The organism is Spirillospora sp. NPDC046719, from assembly GCF_040645715.1.
Classification (GTDB): domain Bacteria; phylum Actinomycetota; class Actinomycetes; order Streptosporangiales; family Streptosporangiaceae; genus Spirillospora.
This window is the reverse complement of sequence record NZ_JBEYYT010000047.1, coordinates 19,599-37,572: the sequence shown is the minus strand read 5'-3', so window position 1 is coordinate 37,572 and position 17,974 is coordinate 19,599. Positions and strand designations below refer to the sequence as shown.

Below are 17,974 nucleotides of genomic sequence, written 5' to 3'. Positions count from 1 at the left end.
GGGCCGTCCGCCTCGCCGACGGTCCCCGGCAACGTGCCGCGGCCCGCGGTGCCGCAGCCGGTCGCGCCGCACGCGTCGCAGACGACCGGCCCGCGCCCGGTGCCGCCGCCGGCGACGCCGCCGCACCCGACGCCGCGCGGCGGCGTCCCGCAGCCGCAACGAAGGGGTGTCTGACATGAGCGGGCCGACTCCGGCACCGGCCGGGCCCGCGGGGCCGCGGCACGGCGCCGCGCCCGGGAAGAAGAAGGGCGGCGCCGGCAAGGTCGTCGTGACGCTGCTGGTCCTGGGCCTCGCGGGCGGCGGCACGTACGCCTACCGCGTCTACTCCCAGCAGGGGTCCGGGCTGCCGGGCGTCGACGACGTCGCGCCGAGCGCGGCGCGACAGCAGTCGACGCTGGTCGACCAGGAGGACCTGCGGGTCATGCAGATCCGCGCGAAGCAGGAGTCCGACCTCGCGGGCGGCGGCGCGGCCGCCGCGGCGGCCCGCCAGCCGCGGCTGATGACCTCGGCCACCGGGCGGACGCTCATGCTGCCGCAGCGCCGGCAGCCGTACTACGTCTCCGAGCTGCAGAAGCTGGCCGGGCAGGACTTCCAGAAGCAGAGCGACGGCTCCTACCTGCTCAGCGTCAACATCATGGTCGCGGCCGGCGGCAAGCTGATCCTGCAGAGCTCCACCGGGCCGCTGACGATCCGGATGCGCAGCGTGCCCGGCTCGTTCACCTCGATCGTCAGCGCGGGCGGCACCGTCCGCATCAACGGGTCGGCGCAGAACCCGGTCCGCTTCACCAGCTGGAACGACGACACGAACAAGCCGGACACGCAGGTCGCCGACGGCCGCGCCTACATCCGCGCGATCGGCGGCACGTTCGAGATGCACTACACGCAGGCGTCCGACCTCGGGTTCTGGAGCGGCCGCACCGGCGGCGTCGCACTGACCGGCTCGGACCGCCCGGACTCGTCCGCCGAGCTGTCGGACGCCGGGCCCGCGCACCGGGTGCAGCTGCCGGACGGCCAGCAGGAGGCGACCCAGGGCGACCGCCAGCGGGTCCAGGTCACCCCGGCGGGCGCCGCCGGCAGGGGCGGCACGTTCGAGGTCCCGGCGGCGAGCCTGGTCAGCGGGACGATCGACCACTCCCGCTTCGACGGCGACGCCTACGGGGTGTTCGTCACCGCGTCCAACCAGGTGCAGATCACCAACACCGCCATCAGGAACAGCCTGGTCGACGGGGTGCTGCTGCACCGGTTCGCGAAGAACGCGACGATCGAGAACACCACCGTCACCGCCAGCCGCGGCGACGGCTTCGTGCTGTCGCGCGGGACCGAGGGCGTCCGCGTCACCAACTGCACGTCGAACGGGAACGGCGGCAACGGGTTCACGCTGAACGGCGAGCCGCTCGCCGAGGGGCCGTCGGCGTCCGGCGAGGCGATCACCAGCTTCGGCAACAACCTGGTGAGCAGCAGCGTCGCGAAGGACAACGGGCGCTACGGGGTGGAACTGCTCGGCGGCACCGGCGTCGCCGTGCAGAACAGCCAGATCACCGGCGGCGACATGGGCATCGTGGCGCGCGAGAAGGGCACCCGCATCCAGATCGCCGGGAACCAGGTCAAGGGCTTCTCCCGGCAGGGAATCGTCGTCCGCGACGGGATGGCGGCCGCGACCGTGTCCGGCAACGTCGTCACCGGCGGGAAGACCGCCCTGTACGTCCGCGACGCCAACGGCACCTTCAACGGCAACACGGTGCAGTCGGCGCACCGGCACGGGATCACGCTGCGCGGCGACGTCACCGGGTCCGTCATCACCGGCAACACCCTGAGCGGCGCCGGCACGAGCGTGATGGACCTCGACCGGGCCACGGGCAAGTACCAGAACGCCAACAACAACATCAAGGGATGGCACAAGACCGCGGGCTTCGTGACCTGGCTGAAGCGGATCTTCAAGCCGATGAACGTCATCTGGGCGGGCGTGTTCCTGCTGGTGGCCATCTCCATGTTCCGGTCCCGCGGCACGCGGCTGCGCATCGGCAGCCTCGGCGCCCACCCGTATTCGGCGCAGGACAAGCTCGAGGAACGGCCCGTGCGGCTGCTCCGCCGCGCCGATACCGTCCCCTCCCAGGACGGTCAGCGAGTCGGTGCGCGCGCGGGACGCTAGCCCGGCGCCCACGGCGGCACGACGCACCAGAGCGGTCATCCAAGGAGTAGTTCAGCATGACGATCAAGATCGACGTCAAGTTCCTCATCGGCCTCGCGGTCGGCGCGCTGGTGGCGGCCGGGCTGGTGATCCTCTTCACCAGTGGGGGCGGCGGGGACGACTCGAAGAAGACGTCCGCGGACGGCCGGATCAGCCCCGCCCCGCAGGGCGGCGGCGACCAGGGCGGTGACCAGGGCTCCGGCGACGGGGACGGGGACGGCGGCGCGGGCGGCGGCGCGCAGGCCGGCGCTCCGCTGACGCTGCCCGTCCCCGACGGCGGCGGGAAGGTCGCCTGCCCGAAGCCGACCAAGACCGTCGGCGACGCGAACTCGCTCCAGCAGGCGCTGAAGGGCGCGCAGGCCGGCGACGTCATCAAGATGAACCCCGGGAAGTACGTCGGCAAGTTCGTCGCGACCGCGTCCGGCACGCAGCAGCAGCCGATCTTCCTGTGCGGCGAGCAGGGGTCCGTCATCGACGGCGGCGGTGTCAAGAAGGGCTACGGCTTCCACCTGGACAAGGCGAACTACTGGCGGCTGATCGGCTTCACCGTCCAGAACAGCCAGAAGGGCGTCGTCGGCGACACCACGAACGGGTCGGTCATCCAGGGCCTGAACGTGCACGACATCGGTGACGAGGGCATCCACGTGCGCGACTTCTCCACCGGCAACACCATCCAGTACAACAAGATCTTCAACACCGGGCTGCGGCGCGAGAAGTTCGGCGAGGGCGTCTACCTCGGCACCGCGCAGTCCAACTTCAAGTCGGTCTCCGGCGGCAAGGTCGACAACAGCGACAACAACGTGGTCCGCGGCAACGTCATCCGCGCCACCGCGGAGGCGGTCGACATCAAGGAGGGCACGAAGGGCGGCAAGATCCTCAACAACGTGTTCGACGGGTCGCGGACCGGCGGCGACAAGCACAACGACTCGTGGGTCGACGTCAAGGGCAACGGCTACCTGATCGAGGGCAACAAGGGCGACAAGACGCCCGCGGACGGCTTCCAGGTGCACCAGATCATCAACGGCTGGGGCACCGGCAACACCTTCCGCAACAACACGATCAACCTGGACGGCGGCAAGGGCGTCGGCATCAACGACACCGTCGGCGGCAACACGATCGCCTGCAACAACAAGGTGACCGGCGGGCAGCTCACCGCGAAGGGCAAGTGCTCCTGACGCGCGGGGGCGCGTGCCGCGGGGCGGGGGTGAACCGTGAAGATCGATGTGAAGTTCGCCGGGGTGCTGGCCGTCGGGGCCGTCGCGACCAGCGCCGTGGTCGTGCTGGCCACCCAGGGCGGCGGCAAGGGCAAGAACGCCGCCGAGGCCGACCCCTTCCCCGGGACGGGGAAGGGCGCACCCGCCGGCACGGGGAACGGCGCGGGCGCGGGCGCCGGTGCGGGCGCCGGGGCCGGGGCCGGGGCGGGCTCGGGGACCGGCTCGGGGACCGGGCTCGGGCAGCCGGCGCCGGCGATGCCGCTGCCGTCGTCGTACCAGCGGATCGCGTGCCCCAGGGCGACCGTGACCGTGCACGGCGCCGTCCAGTTGCAGGAGAAGCTGAACACGGCCGCGCCCGGTGACGTCATCCGGCTGGCTCCGGGCCGCTACGCGGGCCAGTTCTCCAGCCAGAGGTCCGGCACCCGCGCCAAACCGATCTTCGTGTGCGGGACGCCGCGGTCGGTGCTGGACGGCGGCGCCCTCTCCAAGGGCTACGGCTTCCACCTGCAGAACGCGAGCCACTGGCGGCTGATCGGCTTCACCGTCACCCGCAGCCAGAAGGGCGTCATGCTCGACGGGACCAGCGGGACGGTCGTGCAGGGGCTGACCGTCCACGACGTCGGCGACGAGGCCGTCCACCTGCGCGATTTCAGCACCGGCAACGCGGTGCAGTACAACATGATCACCCGGACGGGCCGGGCGAACCCGCGCTTCGGCGAGGGGGTGTACCTCGGCTCGTCGCACAACAACTGGGGCCAGGTCACTCAGGGCAGGCCGGACGCGAGCGACGCCAACCTCGTCGCCGGGAACCGGATCACCGCGACCGCGGAGGCGGTGGACATCAAGGAGGGCACGTCGGGCGGCCGGCTCGTCGGGAACGTCTTCGACGGCTCGCAGCTCTCCGGCGGGAGCGTCAACGACTCGTGGGTCGACGCCAAGGGCAACGGCTACGTCATCGAGGGCAACCGCGGGGCCGGAACGCTCAAGGACGGTTTCCAGACCCACGAGGAGTACAAGGGCTGGGGGACCGGCAACGTCTTCCGCCGCAACGTCATCGACCTGGGCGGCGGCAAGGGCGTCGGGATCTTCCTCGGTTCGGACGGCAACACGGTCGCCTGCGACAACCGCGTCACCGGCGGCCGACTGACCAACAAGGGCAAGTGCTCCTAGAGCCATCGGGAGCCGTCTCTTCCGTCAGCTGTGAAGAAGGAGAAGCGCAATGAACCCGACGGAGTCCCCGCGGCTCACCGTCATCGGCACCGGCTACCTCGGCGCCACGCACGCCATCTGCATGGCCGTGCTGGGCTTCGAGGTCCTCGGCGTGGACGTCGACCAGCGGAAGGTCGACCGGCTCGCGTCCGGCGAGGTGCCGTTCTTCGAGCCCGGCCTGCCGGAGCTGCTCACCAAGGCGCTGGAGTCCGGGCGGCTGCGGTTCACCACCTCCTTCGAGGAGGCCGGCGAGTTCGGCGACGTCCACTTCCTGTGCGTGGGGACGCCGCAGCAGCCGGGATCCGACGCCGCCGACCTCACCTACGTCGACGCGGCGGTACGCGCGCTCGCGCCGAACCTCACCCGGCGCGCGCTGGTCGTCGGGAAGTCGACGGTGCCGGTCGGCACGGCCCAGCGCATCACCGGCGTCCTCCACGACCTCGCCCCGGCGGGCGAGGACGTCGAGCTGGCGTGGAACCCCGAGTTCCTGCGCGAGGGCTTCGCCGTGGACGACACGATGCGCCCCGACCGGCTGGTGTTCGGCGTCGCGTCCGACTGGGCGCTGGAGCGGCTGGAGGCCGCGTTCCGGCCGATCCTCGACCTCGGCACCCCGGTGGTCCGCACCGACCTCGCGACCGCCGAGCTGGTGAAGGTCGCCGCGAACTCCTTCCTCGCCACGAAGATCTCCTACATCAACGCGATGGCGGAGGTCTGCGAGGCGGTCGGCGCCGACATCAAGCACCTCGCGGACTCGCTCGCGCTGGACGACCGGATCGGCGGCAAGTTCCTCAAGCCGGGCCTCGGCTTCGGCGGCGGCTGCCTGCCGAAGGACATCCGGGCGTTCGCGCACCGCGCGGAGGAGCTCGGCGTCGGGCAGGCCGTGTCGTTCCTGCGCGAGGTCGACGACATCAACCGGCGGCGGCGCGCCCGCACCGTCGACCTCGTCCGGGAGATGCTCGGCGGGATCTCCGGCAAGCGAATAGCGGCGTGGGGCGCGGCGTTCAAGCCGAACTCCGACGACATCCGGGACGCGCCCGCGCTGGACGTGGCGCGCACCATGCACGGGCTCGGCGGGCACGTCCGGGTGTTCGACCCGGCCGCGCTCGACAACGCGCGGCGGGCGTTCCCGGAGCTGCGCTACGGCGACAGCGCGCTCGACGTCGCCCAGGACGCCGACGTGGTCGTGCTGCTGACCGAGTGGTCGGACTTCAAGGAGATCGATCCGGAGGCGCTGGCGCAGGTCGTCCGGCACAAGCGGATCGTGGACGGCCGGCACGCGCTGGACGCCGAGCGCTGGCGGGCCGCCGGCTGGGAGTACCGCGCGCTGGGACGCTCCTGAGGCCGCTTTCCCCGCGTTCCCCGCGTTCGCTGCGTTTCGAGGTTCCCGCCGGTGACATCGGCCACCGGCGGGAACACCCCGCACCGCGGAGCCGTTGACGCGGTCGAGGGCCCCTGAGCGGGCCGTCCCGGACGAGGTGCGCCGTACCCGGAAAGTGAAGACGACGCGTGACCGTGCCGTCTCACGCATCCGGGAGTCACCATGGCGTGGATCCTCGTCATCCTCGCGGGCCTGTTCGAGGTCGCGATGGCGCTGTGCCTGAAGGCCAGCAAGAACTTCTCCGAGTGGCTGCCGTCCCTCGGATTCCTCGTCTTCGCCGTGGCCGGTTTCGGCCTGCTCAGCCATGCGCTGAAGTCGCTGGACGTCGGTACCGCGTACGCCGTCTGGGTCGGGATCGGCGCCGTCGGCACCGCCGCCCTAGGGATGCTGGTGATGGGCGACCAGGTCTCCGCGATGAAGATCGGCGCGCTCGCCTGCATCATCCTCGGCGTCATCGGCCTCAACCTGGCCGGTGGGGGCCACTGATTCGCCTTACGACCTGCCGTTAAGGAACGTAATCTCCCGTAAGCGCGTCTATGCGACGACGGGAGCACCGGGGGTGCTCGGACACAGGAGGACGGACCTTGGTCTTCAAGAAGCTGCGGCAGGCGATGGGCATCGGCGGGCCCTCCATCGAGACGACCCTGCACGACCCGAACACCACCCCGGGCGGGCTCGTGACGGGCGAGGTCGTCATCGTCGGCGGCCAGTACAACTCCGACATCAAGTCGGTGAACCTCGCGCTGCGCACCCGGGTCGAGGTCGAGACGGACGACAGCGAGTACACCTCCAACATCGAGTACTCGAAGATGCCGGTCGCGGGCGGTTTCAAGCTGGAGGAGGGGATGCGGCACAGCGTCCCGTTCCAGTTCCCGATCCCGTGGGAGGCGCCGCTCACCCACATGTACGGGCACCCGCTGCACGGCACCACCGTCGGCATCGCCACCGAGCTGGAGGTCGCGGGCGCCCTCGACCCGGGCGACCTCGACCCGATCGCCGTGCACCCGCTGCCCGCGCAGGAGCGCATCCTCGCGGCGTTCTCCAACCTCGGCTTCCACTTCCGCAACGCCGACTGCGAGAAGGGCCGCATCTGGGGCGTGCACCAGGAGCTGCCCTTCTACCAGGAGATCGAGTTCCACCCGCCGCACCACTACGCGCACGGCATCAACCAGCTCGAAGTGACGTTCGTGTCGTACCCGCAGTCGATGGAGGTCGTCCTGGAGCTGGACAAGCGCGGCGGCGTCTTCACCGAGGGCCACGACGCGTTCAGCCGCTTCACCGTCGACTACGCGACCGTCGAGCACACCGACTGGGAGCGCGAGCTGGACGGCTTCCTCCAGGAGGCCGGCCGCCGCCGCGGCTTCTTCTAGCCCTGACCTGGGGGGACGACGCGGACCCCCTCCGCGGTGTTGATCGCGGAGGGGGTCTCCCCGTAGAAAGGGTTCCCGTGCCCCACCCCCCTGGCCTCAGCGGACCGCCCGGCCCCAGCGAACCGCCCGGCCTCAGCGCCGCAGAACGCCGGTTGTGGGCCGCGTTCCCGACCGGCGCGCGCGTCGTCCTCGGCGACGACCGTCCCGCCGGGCCGCTGCCCGACCGGATCGTCCGGGCGGAGGTCATCAACCGGCTCCTCCTCGGCGCGGGCGAGACCCGGACCGGCGCCGTCGCCGCCGTCCGGCTCACCGGCGCGTACATCACCGGGTGCCTGGACGTGTCGAACGGCACCGTCGAGCATCCGCTGCGGCTGGAGCGGTGCCGCCTCGTCGAGGCGCCGCGCCTGTCGAACGCGCGCACCGGGCAGTTGCGGTTCGCCGAGTGCCGGATGCCGGGCTTCGACGGCGGCGGCCTCCAGGCGGACGGGTTCCTCAGCCTGTCCGGCTCGGAGATCGAGGGCGAGGTGCGGCTGCCGCGCGCGCAGCTGCTCGGCGGGTTCCGGATGAACGGGACCCGCATCACCGCGTCCGCGCCGGACAAGTGGGCGCTGTTCAGCGGCAGCATGGTCGTCGAGGTGGGGCTGTTCGCCCGGAACGCCGAGATCACCGGCGGGGTCCGGTTCGTCGGCGCGAAGATGAACGGCGGGCTGTTCATGGAGGGCACCACGCTGTCCAACCCGGGGCGGATCGCGCTGGACGGGCAGAACATGGTGGTCGAGAACACCTGCGAGTTCAGCGCCGGCTTCCGCGCGATCGGGACGGTCCGGCTGCGCAGCGCCCGCTTCAACGGCATCCTGTCGTTCTCCAAGGGGATCCTCGACTCCGCCGACCCGGCGCGGATGGCGCTGCACGCCAGCCACATGGTCTGCGACGAGCTGCTGCTGTGGCCGGCGGAGAAGATCAAGGGCCGGGTGTCGCTGTCGTACTCGAAGATCGACCTGATCATGGACCATCCGTCGATCTGGCCGGACGAGCTGTACCTGAACGGCTTGACGTACCAGACGCTGCGCGGCGGCGGGTTCAAGGACCGGCTGAGCTGGGTGTCGCGCGATCCCGAGTTCCACCTCCAGCCGTACGAGCAGCTCGCCGCCTGGTACCACGGCATCGGCCACGACGTCTTGGCCCGCAAGGTGCAGCTCGCCAAGCTGCGCGCGCGCCGCCGGAAGGTCCACGCGGTCAGCCGGGTGTGGAACCTCGTCCTGGACTGGACGGTCGGCTATGGGTACCGGCCGTGGCTGGCGTTCGCGTGGTTCGCGGTGCTGCTCGCCGTCGGGACCACGGTGTTCTCCCTCGACCATCCGAAGGGGATCAAGCAGCCGGCGGAGCAGCCGCACTTCCACGCGCTCGTCTACAGCCTCGACCTGCTGATCCCGATCGACACGTTCGGGCAGCAGCAGGCGTTCGACCCGCAGAACTGGTCCCGCTGGGTCGCCTACGCGCTGATCGCGACCGGGTGGGTGCTCGCCACCGCGCTCATCGCGGGCGTCACCCGCGTCCTGCGCCCGAACTGAGTGGTGGCCCGCGCGTCCACGGAGGCCGGGGGATCAAGGAGAATGGGGCCCCATGGGCACGTATCTGATCACGGGGGCGACCGGCGGCATCGGCACCGCGGTCGCGGAGCTGCTCCGCGAGCGCGGGCACGACCTGGTCCTGACCGGCCGCTCCCCCGACCGGCTGGCCGAGCTGGCCGGGAAGCTGCGCACCGGCGCCGCGCACGCCGCCACCCAGTCCATCGCGATCGCGCCGGGCGCGCCGCCCACCGCCGCGTCGGGCGCGTCCATCACGACGGTCCCGCTGGACCTCACCGAGCCGCGGCGGATCGAGGCGGTGCTCGCGGGGGCGGAGCTGCCCGGCCGGCTCGACGGCGTCGTCCACGCGGCGGGGGTCGTCCATCTGTCGCCGGTCGCCGAGCTGGAGGCGGACGAGTGGATGGACCACCTGTCGGTGAACCTGGTGTCCGCCGCCGAGGTGACGCGGCTGCTGCTGCCCGCGCTGCGCGCCGCCGAGGGCCACGTGGTCTTCGTCAACTCGACCGCCGGGCTGCGCGCCAACCCGGAGTGGTCGGCGTACGCGGCGAGCAAGTTCGGGCTGCGCGCGCTCGCCGACTCGCTGCGGGCGGAGGAGCCGTCGCTGCGGGTCACGACCGTCTATCCGGGGCGGACGGCCACGGAGATGCAGCGGAAGGTGCGCGCGCAGGAGGGCCACCCGTACGCGGAGGACGACTTCGCGGCGCCCGGCACGGTGGCGCGCGTGCTGGTCGCCGCGCTGGAGACGCCCCGCGACGCCGTCGTGTCGGACGTGACCGTACGTCCGAACTAGCGGGTTCCCGGCGGTCTGGGGGGTTATAGGGATGTCCAAATAATTCCGATAGATCCGCATAACTCGCTTGCCGTGCGCGCGGCCGGGCAGTGCCCGGCCCGTGACGCAGAGTTATTCACGGCCTGAGGACGCCGGCCGCCGGATCCCCGGCGACGGCCCGGAACCCGGCGGGACGCACCGGCCGCCGTCCCGCGTGCCGCAGACGTGGCGCCGCCGCTGGCTCCCGGCGGTGTGGCCGTCCTGGCGCGTGCGCTTCGCGGACGTCGCGGCACCGCACCCGCTCGACCGGCCCTGGGCGCGGGCGGTGCTGCTCGTCGCGGTCGCGGTCCTGCTCGGGTCCGGGCTGTGGCTGCTGCGCTGGTCGGGGACCGCGGCCACCGCCACGCCCGACACCTTCTGGTACGCGCGCGACGCGTTCCGGTACGCGGGCTGGTCGGAGCCCGCCGCCGACCGCGCCGCGGCGGACATCACCTGCGGCGGCCTGATGCGGGGACCCTCGCGCCCGCCGGGGACGCGGCCCGACTGCGTCCGGTACCGGACCGCCCTGCCCGGCGTGGCGCCGGAGCGCTTCCAGCGCATCTTCACCTCGCGCCCGGGCTACCCGCTGCTCACGGTGCCGTTCGTCCGGGTGATGGGCACGGCCGGGTTCAGCGCCGCGACCGCCGCGCTGGGGGTGGCGTGCGGCCTCGCGGCCGTCCTGCTGGCGCTGGCGATCGGGCTGCGGCCCCTCCAGGCCCTGGTGGCGGAGGCCCTGTTCTTCCTGCTCCCGACCGGTTTCTGGGGCAGCCGCCTGCTCGCCGAGGCGCCGATGATGCTGGGCGTGATGCTCGCGCTGACCGGTGCCGTGCTGGTGCTGCGCGAACGCGCCGCGATCGCGGGATCGGCGCTGCTGGCCGCCGCGCTCGCGCTGCTGTGCGTCGTCAAGCCCGCCAACGGCGTCGTGCTGGCCGCCGCGCTCGCGGTGGGCGCCGTGCTCCTGCTCCCGGTCTTCGCGTCGCGGCGGGCGTTCCTGGCCGTCGCGGGCGTCGCCGCGCTCGTCCTGGCGGGCAACCTGTGGATCGGCTCCGCCCTGCACCTGCCGGGCGTCCACGAGACGCTCCAGGACACCTTCACCAGGCATTTCCGGCATCCCGACGTACCCGACCCGTGGCACCGGCTCTCGGCCGCCGCGGGGAAGCTGTGGAGCGGCGACATCGGCCCCGCGATGCTGGAGAACCCGCTGATCCCGGCCGCGTTCCTGTTCGCCGCCGCCGGCCTGGTCTCCCGCGTCCGCTGGGACGCCGCCTGGCCCGTCGCCGCCGCGGGCCTCACCGGCGCGGCGATCGCCTCGCTGCACCCGCTCGTCGACGAGCTGCCGCGGCTGTCCGCGATGGCGTGGATCCCCGTCGCCTTCGGCCTGGCCGCCCTGACGGCCCGCAGCGCCGAACGGCCCGACGAGGACGCCCCGTCCCGTCCCAAGCGCCTCGAAGCGGAGACGGCCGACCTCACACCCGGCGGGTGACCGGCGGCCGGCCTCACACCCCGCGGGCGACCTCCGGGCGCTCGACGCGGCTCCGGCGCAGGAACCAGGCGCCCAGCACGCCGCCGATCAGCCCGAACAGGTGGCCCTGCCAGGAGATCGTCGGGTCGTTCGGGACCACGCCGACCAGCATCGTCCCGTAGACCGCGACCACCAGCACGGCGATCACGACGTCCAGCACCCGCCGCTCGAAGATCCCGCGCCCGACCAGGTAGCCGAAGAAACCGAAGATCAGAATGCTGGACCCGAGCGTGTTCGCGGAGCTGAAGAACCACACGCCGAGCCCGCCGACCACAATGATGATCAGGCTTGCGGCCAGGAACTTCGCGATCCCCCGCGCCGCCGCGATGAACCCGAGGATCACGAACGGGATCGTGTTGGCCATCAGGTGCGGGAAGCCCGCGTGCATGAAGGGCGCGGTGAAGATGTCCGGAAGGTCGTCGACGTCGTGCGGCTGGATGCCGAACTGGTCCAGCGCGCCGTTGTCGAGCACGTCGATGCCCTCGAGGACCCACATCACGACCGTCACCGAGCCGATGAGCACCGCCGCCGACAGCGCGCGCGTGCCGGCCTTGACGAGCCCGTCGGAGCGTTGCCTGTCGGGGGTGTAGCTCATGTCGCCACCGTATGACCGATCGATCCTGCCGTCACCGGGGTCAACGTACATATCCCCACGAAGGTGCCCGATGGTGAACGCTATTCGGTTTCCGGCATAGTGGACGGATGCGCGCTGCGATCTGCGAGGAGCTCGGCTCCCTCGCCGTCAAGGACACCGCCCCGGTCGAGCCCGGCCCCGGCCAGGTCCTGCTCACCGTCGAGGCGGCCGGCGTCAACTACGTCGACGCCCTGTTCGTCCAGGGCCGCTACCAGATCAAGCCGCCGCTGCCGTTCGTCCCCGGCAGCGAGGTCGCCGGCACCCTCCCGGACGGGACGCGCGTCCTCGCGATGTGCGGGCTCGGCGGCTTCGCGTCGCACGTCGCCGTCCCCGCCGCCGCGGCGGTGCCGCTCCCGGACAAGCTGGACGCCCCGCGCGCCGCGACCTTCACCCAGAGCTACTGCACCGCCCTGTTCGCGCTGCGCGACCGCGCCGCCCTCGCCGCCGGCGAGACCGTCCTCGTCCTCGGCGCCGGCGGCGGCGTCGGCCTCGCCGCCGTCCAGGTCGCGACGGCCCTCGGCGCCCGGGTGCTGGCGGTCGCGTCGTCGGAGGAGAAGCGCCGGGCGGCCCTCGCCGCGGGCGCGGACTCCGCCGTCGACGCCGCCGACGTCAAGGCCGCCGCCCGCGCCTGGTCGGACGGCGGCGTCGACCTCGTCTACGACCCGGTCGGCGGCGCCCTCGCCGACCCGGCGCTGCGCGCCCTGCGCGAGGGCGGCCGCTACGCCGTGATCGGATTCGCGTCCGGGGACATCCCGTCCCTCCCGCTCAACCAGGTGCTGCTCCGCAACCGCTCCATCGTCGGCGTCGACTGGGGAGCCTGGTCCATGAGGCACCCCGCCGAGCAGCGCGCCCTTCTCGACGAGCTGCTCGCCATGGTGGCCGAGGACCGCCTCGACCCCGTCGCGCCGCGCACGGAGCCGCTCGCGTCCGCGCCGCGGGTCCTCGACGACCTGCTCAACCGCCGCGTCGTCGGCAAGGTCGCCCTGCTGCCCTGACCTCCGGCCGGGCGCGGGACAGTGTCCGGAGGAGGTGGCGATGGACGGACCCGGTCTCGATCTGCACCTGGACGTGACGCAGGGCGGCGGCGTGGGACGCGCCCTGGAGGAGGCCCTGCGCGCGGCGGTGCGGTCGGGGCGGCTCGGCCCGGGCACCCGGCTGCCCGGGAGCCGGACCCTCGCCTCCGATCTCGGCATCGCGCGGGGGACGGTCGTCCAGGTCTACGCCCAGCTGACGGCCGAGGGGTGGCTGTCGGGGACGCCCGGGTCGGGCACCCGCGTCGCCGCCGTCGGCGCGGTCGAGGCCCGTCCGGACACGGAACCGCCCGCGCGCCGCCCTGGCACGCGCATCGACCTGCGGCCGGGGCGCCCGGATCTCAGCTCGTTCCCGCGGACCGCCTGGGCCTCGGCGGTGCGGCGGGCGCTGGCGTCGGCCGCACCGACTGCCTGGGACTATGCGGAACCTGCCGGACTGCCGGTGCTGAGGGCCGCGATCGCGGGATACGCCGCCCGCACGCGCGGCGTGCGCGCCGACCCCGGAGCCGTGGTGATCACCGCGGGCTTCACCCACGCGCTCGCGGTGCTCGGACGGGCCCTGCGGAGCATCGGCGTCCGGTGCGCGGCCACCGAGGACCCGGGCCTGCCCCGGCACCGCGACCTGCTGCGCGCGGCAGGGCTGAGCGTCGTCCCGCTGCGCGTGGACGGCGACGGCGCCGACCCCGCCGGCCTGCCGGACCAGGCCGGGGCCGTGCTCCTCACCCCGGCCCACCAGTACCCGTGCGGCGTGGTGCTCGCGCCGTCCCGCCGGGCGGCCTTCGCCGCGTGGGCGCGCCGGCGGGACGGCTTCGTGATCGAGGACGACTACGACGGCGAGTTCCGCTACGACCGGCAGCCGGTCGGGGCGATGCAGGCGCTCGCCCCCGACCGCGTGGTCTTCGCCGGAAGCGCCAGCAAGGCGCTGACCCCGGGCATGCGGCTCGGCTGGCTCGCCGTGCCGCCCGCGCTGCTCGACCCGGTGCTGGCCGCGCTGGAGGACCTCGGCGCGGCGGTGCCCGCCGTCGACCAGCTCGCCTTCGCCGACCTGCTGGAACGCGGCGACTACGACCGGCACGTCCGGCGGGCCCGGCTCGTCCACCGGCGGCGGCGCGCGGAACTGGCGGACCGGCTGGCGCGCCCGCTGGACGGGGTGGCCGCCGGCCTGCACGCCCTGCTCCCGGCCGGGTCGGCCGGGGAGGAGCGGGCGCTGGTGGAGACCGGGCTCTACGCGGGACTCCGCCTGCACGGCCTGCACACCGACGGGTACTGGCACGAGGCGTCCCCCGAACGCCGCGCGGCTCTCGTCATCGGCTTCGCCACCCCTCCCCCGCACGCCTGGCACGGCGCCCTGGAGGCCCTGGCCGGCCTCGTCGACGCGGTGACAGGTCAGGCCGAGACCCCGCCCCGCCACCACGGGTGAGCCGGCCACGAAGACGTGCGCCCTCAGGCCCCCGCGCGGGAGGCCGGACGCGGCGCCCGGCGGTCGCGGCGCGCGCGCAGTTCCGCCTCGTCGACGAGGGTCAGCATCGGCTCGCCGGGGACGCCCAGCATGACGATGACGAAACGGGTCCAGCCGTCGGCGAGGTTGTTGGCGGCCTGGTAGTGGATCACGTCGCCGCCGGGTTCCCAGAACGCCTCGCCGGCGCGGATCACCCGTTCGGGCTCGCCCTCCAGCTCGAACACCATCTCGCCTTCGAGCAGGTAGCCGAAGACGGGGCCGGAGTGGCGGTGCGGCGGTGTACCCGGGTCCCCCGGGGGCAGTTCGACCGTCGCGGTCATCGCCTCGGCACCCGAGGGGATGAAAGGCGGAACCTGGTGCATCAATGTGGTGAGAGTGGACATGCCGCCGACGCTAGGACGCCACCGGTTCAGTGAAGTAGTCCACTTCCCGTGCTTGTGGTTGTACCGGTTCGCCGGGCGGGCCCGCCGGCGCGCGGCCGGTTCAGGCGGCGGAGGCGTGCTCGGACTCGGACGCGTCGCCGCGGACCACGATCACCGGCAGCCGGCGCCGCGCCGGGGCCTCCGCGGTCCGGCGCAGGTAGCGCCGCTCCTCCGGGGTCGTCCCGCCCCAGATGCCGTCCGGCTCGCCCACCCGCAGCGCCCACGCGAGGCACTCCGCCTTCACCGGGCAGTTCGCGCAGATCGCCTTCGCCGCGTCCATCTGAGCCTGGAGCACCGGCGCCGAGTAGCCGATCGGGAAGAACAGGTCGGGATCCGCGCCGCGGCAGATGGCGTGGTCGGTCCAGTGTTCCTCGTTCTCGTCGTTGTGCATGGCTTTCTCCCTGCGGGGCATGGTGAGGAGGCCACCGGCGGTTCGCTCTGGGGTGGTCTCCACCCAACGTAGTACTACGAACCGTAGTACTACAAGTCGTTGTGAACATTGCAACTTAGCGCCCGGATAACCTTGTGACGTGCAGCGTGATCAAGAAGTGACCTTTCGCGAGGCGACGGCCGCCGATCTCCCCGAGATCGTCCGGCTCCTGGCCGACGATCCCCTGGGCGCGACCCGCGAAACACTCGCCGAGAAGATTCCCGAGGCCTACGTCACCGCCTTCGCCGCCATCGAGAAGGACCCCAACAACCACCTGATCGTGGCGGACGTCGGGGGCACGGTCGCGGGCACGCTGCAGCTCACCTACATCCCCGGCCTCACCTACACCGGCGGCGAGCGCGCCCAGATCGAGGGCGTCCGCATCGCGGCCGACGAGCGCGGCCGCGGCCTCGGCCAGACGATGCTCGCCTGGGCCATCGACCAGGCCCGCGCCCGCGGCTGCCGCGTCGTCCAGCTCACCACCGACCGCCAGCGCCCCGACGCGATCCGCTTCTACCAGAAGATCGGCTTCCGCCCCTCCCACATGGGCATGAAGTACCACCTGCAGTAGGCAATCCCCGCCCAGAGGGCTCGCCTGGCGGCTCGCCCTCTGACCGTCCTTGGGCGGGCGCCGTCACCACGCCCACACCACCGCGCCGCCGTCGCGCCGCGCCGCCGCGACGATCCCCAGCTCGACGTACTCGACGCGTCCCGACAGGCCGACGGTCACCAGGCGCACTCGTCCCCGCGCCCCGGCGTCCGCCCCCTGAAGGGCCCGCCGGACGTGCCGGAGCGCGGCCGCCTGGTCGTCGGTGACGCCGCACTCCCCTCCCTCGCGCAGGACGACGTCCCACGCGAAAAGCGCAGGCGGCCCACCTCTCCTCGCGCCCGTCATCTGTCGCCGCCGTTCCCTCGCTCGGTGCCGATTCGATCACTCTCAGTGAATCGATGACGGGTGGCGCAGGTCACCGTGATAATCGGAGATGAGCGTGGACACGGACCATCTCCGCGGAAATCCGGAACGAGGTGCACTGCGGTGTCCTAGAAGAAACGCGCGGGGGCCCGGCTGCGGGCCGCTCGGAAAGCGCACGGCCTGACCGTCGCCGACCTGGCCGAACGGTTCCGCGACGTCGCTCCCGAGCGCCTCCGGCAACGCCTCCCGTCCCTGCGCGACCTCGAACGCACCATCCGCGGCCACGAGGCCGGCGAGCACGCCGTAGGCCCCCGCTACCGCCTCCTCTACGCCCGCGCCCTCAACACCCCCGAAGAAGCCCTCTTCGCCCCCGATGACGCTCGGCGCGCCTTCTCGGACGAGCACGAGCGGCTCGCGCTCGCGGTGCGCGATCCGGCCCGGCTCGACGGCGTCGTGATCGACGGCCTGGCGGCCACACTCGCCAACCAGCGGCGGGTCGAGGACGTGATCGGCTCTCACGCCGTCCTGGGCGCGGCACAGGCGCACCTTGCGCTGATCATGCGTCTGCTGCGCAGCGCCCGGGGCCCGTTCGCCGTACGGCTCCTCGCGATCGCGTCGGAGGCGTCCCAGTTCAACGGGTGGCTCAGCACCGCGGTCGACGCACACGCCGCGGCCGAGCCCCTCTACGACCAGGCGCTCCGGCTGGGGCTGCAGGCCGACGACAAGGATCTGGCGGCGACCGCGCTGTCGATGCGCGGCCATCTGGCGTGGGCGAAAGGCGAGTACGGCGACATGGCAAGCCTTTCCGAGGCCGCCGCCGGTCTCGCCACGGCGTCCAGCACGCGAGCCGTGGCAACGCAGCAGCGTGGCCGGGCCCTGGCCCTGCTGGGCGACGGGCAGGGCGCGCTCCGGGCCGTTGGCCGAGCCGAGGACGTCCTCGCCGGACGCGGAGGCACCGACGACCCGGACGGCCTGTACTTCTACGGCGCCGAGATGCTCACCATGCAACGCGGCCTGATCTACGGATACCTCGGTGAGCACGCCAAGGCCGCCGACCTCCTCACCAGCGGCATCGAAGCGATGCCGAACACGATCCGCGATTCCGAATGGGTCGCGTGGTACCGCGTGAAGGCGGCGTCGGCGCGAGCGTTGGCGGGCGATCCGGAGCGGGCGGTCGCCGAGTTGCGCACCGCCGTCCGCGTCCTCAGCGCGACAGGCGGCACGAAGACCCTCCGCGACGTCGCGCACGTCCACCGCATCCTGAGGGCGCGATACCCGACGCACCCCCACGTCACCGACCTGAGCGACGCCCTCCACCGAGTGGGCGGCGACGGTCGGGATGACGGTGGGCAGGGTCGCCAGGACGGGTGAGTTCCGGGAGGCGTATCGCTTGGTCTGCGGAGGTGAAGGGTGGGCCTGTCGGCCCACCCGTCGCGCATTCAGCTGCCGGTGGTCGTTGCTTGGGCGGGGTGGGTGGGGAGGACGCGGTAGGCGCCGACGAGGGTGGCGGTCGTTCGGGTGAGGGTGCCGGGGACCATGCGGTCGGGGAGTTCGCGCTGGAACTCCTGGAAGGCGGGGGTCGACGGCAGGACGTCGCGGTCGTCCTCGTTGGCCACGACGTGGAGGAACGTGTCGCCGTCCAGGCGGAACGCGGCGTAGCGGACGCCGCCGGGGTCGTCGCGCTCCAGCTCGTCCATGACGTTCTCGATCAGCCGCTGGTTCTCGTCGGCGCGCTCGGGACGGGCCTTGTACTGCACTACGGCGATCTTCTGCATCGCTGGTCCCTTCGTGGGGTCGCTGTCACCTG

17 protein-coding genes, 2 pseudogenes and 1 riboswitch are annotated in these 17,974 nt (G+C 72.7%); of the genes and pseudogenes, 13 read left to right on the top strand and 6 right to left on the bottom strand.

Going from position 1 to position 17,974, the window contains the following annotated elements:
- Positions 1–175: 175 nt before the first annotated feature.
- From ABZ914_RS11625 to ABZ914_RS11585, 9 genes and pseudogenes are all read left to right on the top strand, one after another.
- Positions 176–2,149 carry a right-handed parallel beta-helix repeat-containing protein gene (locus ABZ914_RS11625; RefSeq protein WP_500192941.1) on the top strand — a complete coding sequence of 658 codons (1,974 nt, stop codon included), beginning with the start codon at positions 176–178 and terminating at the stop codon, positions 2,147–2,149.
- A 56-nt stretch (positions 2,150–2,205) separates the two neighbouring features.
- A complete protein-coding gene (locus ABZ914_RS11620) occupies positions 2,206–3,363 on the top strand; it encodes a right-handed parallel beta-helix repeat-containing protein (protein WP_500192940.1) in 1,158 nt (385 codons plus the stop codon).
- Between the two features lie 36 nt (positions 3,364–3,399).
- On the top strand, positions 3,400–4,572 hold the full coding sequence (locus ABZ914_RS11615; protein WP_500192939.1) for a right-handed parallel beta-helix repeat-containing protein: 1,173 nt from the start codon (positions 3,400–3,402) through the stop codon (positions 4,570–4,572).
- Positions 4,573–4,621: 49 nt separating this feature from the next.
- Complete coding sequence (locus ABZ914_RS11610; protein ID WP_500192938.1) at positions 4,622–5,950, top strand: UDP-glucose dehydrogenase family protein; 1,329 nt, start codon at positions 4,622–4,624, stop codon at positions 5,948–5,950.
- A 103-nt stretch (positions 5,951–6,053) separates the two neighbouring features.
- Positions 6,054–6,120, top strand: a riboswitch (guanidine-III (ykkC-III) riboswitch).
- Positions 6,121–6,148: 28 nt separating this feature from the next.
- Positions 6,149–6,475: pseudogene (locus tag ABZ914_RS11605) on the top strand (DMT family transporter); the annotation flags it as partial.
- A gap of 98 nt (positions 6,476–6,573) precedes the next feature.
- Positions 6,574–7,359 (top strand): sporulation protein, encoded by a 786-nt coding sequence (locus ABZ914_RS11600; protein WP_500192937.1) that lies wholly within the window; start codon positions 6,574–6,576, stop codon positions 7,357–7,359.
- A 77-nt stretch (positions 7,360–7,436) separates the two neighbouring features.
- Positions 7,437–8,930, top strand: a complete 1,494-nt coding sequence (locus ABZ914_RS11595) for a hypothetical protein (protein WP_500192936.1) — start codon at positions 7,437–7,439, stop codon at positions 8,928–8,930.
- A gap of 52 nt (positions 8,931–8,982) precedes the next feature.
- Positions 8,983–9,738, top strand: coding sequence for an SDR family oxidoreductase (locus tag ABZ914_RS11590; protein WP_500192935.1), 756 nt, complete (start codon positions 8,983–8,985; stop codon positions 9,736–9,738).
- 100 nt (positions 9,739–9,838) lie between these two features.
- Complete coding sequence (locus tag ABZ914_RS11585) at positions 9,839–11,239, top strand: hypothetical protein (protein WP_500192934.1); 1,401 nt, start codon at positions 9,839–9,841, stop codon at positions 11,237–11,239.
- A 13-nt stretch (positions 11,240–11,252) separates the two neighbouring features.
- On the opposite strand, the gene ABZ914_RS11580 is transcribed toward ABZ914_RS11585, so the two are convergent.
- Positions 11,253–11,873: a rhomboid family intramembrane serine protease gene (locus tag ABZ914_RS11580; RefSeq protein ID WP_190868076.1), complete on the bottom strand. Its 621-nt coding sequence runs from the start codon at positions 11,871–11,873 to the stop codon at positions 11,253–11,255.
- A 107-nt stretch (positions 11,874–11,980) separates the two neighbouring features.
- Here ABZ914_RS11580 and ABZ914_RS11575 point away from each other — a divergent pair, with 107 nt between their 5' ends.
- Positions 11,981–12,907, top strand: a complete 927-nt coding sequence (locus ABZ914_RS11575; protein ID WP_190868074.1) for a zinc-binding dehydrogenase — start codon at positions 11,981–11,983, stop codon at positions 12,905–12,907.
- A 40-nt stretch (positions 12,908–12,947) separates the two neighbouring features.
- Positions 12,948–14,363 carry a MocR-like pyridoxine biosynthesis transcription factor PdxR gene (gene pdxR, locus ABZ914_RS11570; protein ID WP_500192933.1) on the top strand — a complete coding sequence of 472 codons (1,416 nt, stop codon included), beginning with the start codon at positions 12,948–12,950 and terminating at the stop codon, positions 14,361–14,363.
- Between the two features lie 23 nt (positions 14,364–14,386).
- Here the strand turns inward: pdxR and ABZ914_RS11565 are convergent, their stop codons facing one another.
- Positions 14,387–14,785 carry a cupin domain-containing protein gene (locus tag ABZ914_RS11565; protein ID WP_500192932.1) on the bottom strand — a complete coding sequence of 133 codons (399 nt, stop codon included), beginning with the start codon at positions 14,783–14,785 and terminating at the stop codon, positions 14,387–14,389.
- Between the two features lie 100 nt (positions 14,786–14,885).
- A complete protein-coding gene (locus ABZ914_RS11560) occupies positions 14,886–15,215 on the bottom strand; it encodes a WhiB family transcriptional regulator (protein ID WP_151543281.1) in 330 nt (109 codons plus the stop codon).
- A 157-nt stretch (positions 15,216–15,372) separates the two neighbouring features.
- Between ABZ914_RS11560 and ABZ914_RS11555 the strand changes: the two genes are divergently transcribed.
- Positions 15,373–15,825 carry a GNAT family N-acetyltransferase gene (locus ABZ914_RS11555; RefSeq protein ID WP_500192943.1) on the top strand — a complete coding sequence of 151 codons (453 nt, stop codon included), beginning with the start codon at positions 15,373–15,375 and terminating at the stop codon, positions 15,823–15,825.
- Between the two features lie 63 nt (positions 15,826–15,888).
- Here ABZ914_RS11555 and ABZ914_RS11550 read toward each other — a convergent pair whose 3' ends face one another.
- Positions 15,889–16,149, bottom strand: coding sequence for a hypothetical protein (locus ABZ914_RS11550; protein ID WP_500192931.1), 261 nt, complete (start codon positions 16,147–16,149; stop codon positions 15,889–15,891).
- Positions 16,150–16,191: 42 nt separating this feature from the next.
- Entirely contained in the window at positions 16,192–16,572 is a 381-nt protein-coding gene (locus tag ABZ914_RS11545) for a hypothetical protein (protein ID WP_500192930.1), read from the bottom strand.
- Between the two features lie 15 nt (positions 16,573–16,587).
- On the opposite strand from ABZ914_RS11545, the pseudogene ABZ914_RS11540 reads away from it, so the two are divergent.
- Positions 16,588–17,538 (top strand): annotated as a pseudogene (locus ABZ914_RS11540) (NsdA family TPR-like regulatory protein); the annotation flags it as partial.
- A gap of 68 nt (positions 17,539–17,606) precedes the next feature.
- Here ABZ914_RS11540 and ABZ914_RS11535 read toward each other — a convergent pair.
- The gene (locus ABZ914_RS11535) at positions 17,607–17,942 is read right to left on the bottom strand and encodes an antibiotic biosynthesis monooxygenase family protein (protein WP_500192929.1); all 336 of its coding nucleotides are present in this window, start codon (positions 17,940–17,942) and stop codon (positions 17,607–17,609) included.
- Positions 17,943–17,974: the final 32 nt, after the last annotated feature.

Excerpts from the sequence above, each read along its gene's own strand:
- ABZ914_RS11550 (WP_500192931.1), bottom strand. The coding sequence starts at position 16,149 with ATGACGGGCGCGAGGAGAGGTGGGCCGCCTGCGCTTTTCGCGTGGGAC.
- ABZ914_RS11575 (WP_190868074.1), top strand. The coding sequence starts at position 11,981 with ATGCGCGCTGCGATCTGCGAGGAGCTCGGCTCCCTCGCCGTCAAGGAC.
- ABZ914_RS11560 (WP_151543281.1), bottom strand. The coding sequence starts at position 15,215 with ATGCACAACGACGAGAACGAGGAACACTGGACCGACCACGCCATCTGC.
- ABZ914_RS11580 (WP_190868076.1), bottom strand. The coding sequence starts at position 11,873 with ATGAGCTACACCCCCGACAGGCAACGCTCCGACGGGCTCGTCAAGGCC.
- pdxR (WP_500192933.1), top strand. The coding sequence starts at position 12,948 with ATGGACGGACCCGGTCTCGATCTGCACCTGGACGTGACGCAGGGCGGC.
- ABZ914_RS11610 (WP_500192938.1), top strand. The coding sequence starts at position 4,622 with ATGAACCCGACGGAGTCCCCGCGGCTCACCGTCATCGGCACCGGCTAC.
- ABZ914_RS11625 (WP_500192941.1), top strand. The coding sequence starts at position 176 with ATGAGCGGGCCGACTCCGGCACCGGCCGGGCCCGCGGGGCCGCGGCAC.
- ABZ914_RS11535 (WP_500192929.1), bottom strand. The coding sequence starts at position 17,942 with ATGCAGAAGATCGCCGTAGTGCAGTACAAGGCCCGTCCCGAGCGCGCC.
- ABZ914_RS11620 (WP_500192940.1), top strand. The coding sequence starts at position 2,206 with ATGACGATCAAGATCGACGTCAAGTTCCTCATCGGCCTCGCGGTCGGC.
- ABZ914_RS11590 (WP_500192935.1), top strand. The coding sequence starts at position 8,983 with ATGGGCACGTATCTGATCACGGGGGCGACCGGCGGCATCGGCACCGCG.
- ABZ914_RS11565 (WP_500192932.1), bottom strand. The coding sequence starts at position 14,785 with ATGTCCACTCTCACCACATTGATGCACCAGGTTCCGCCTTTCATCCCC.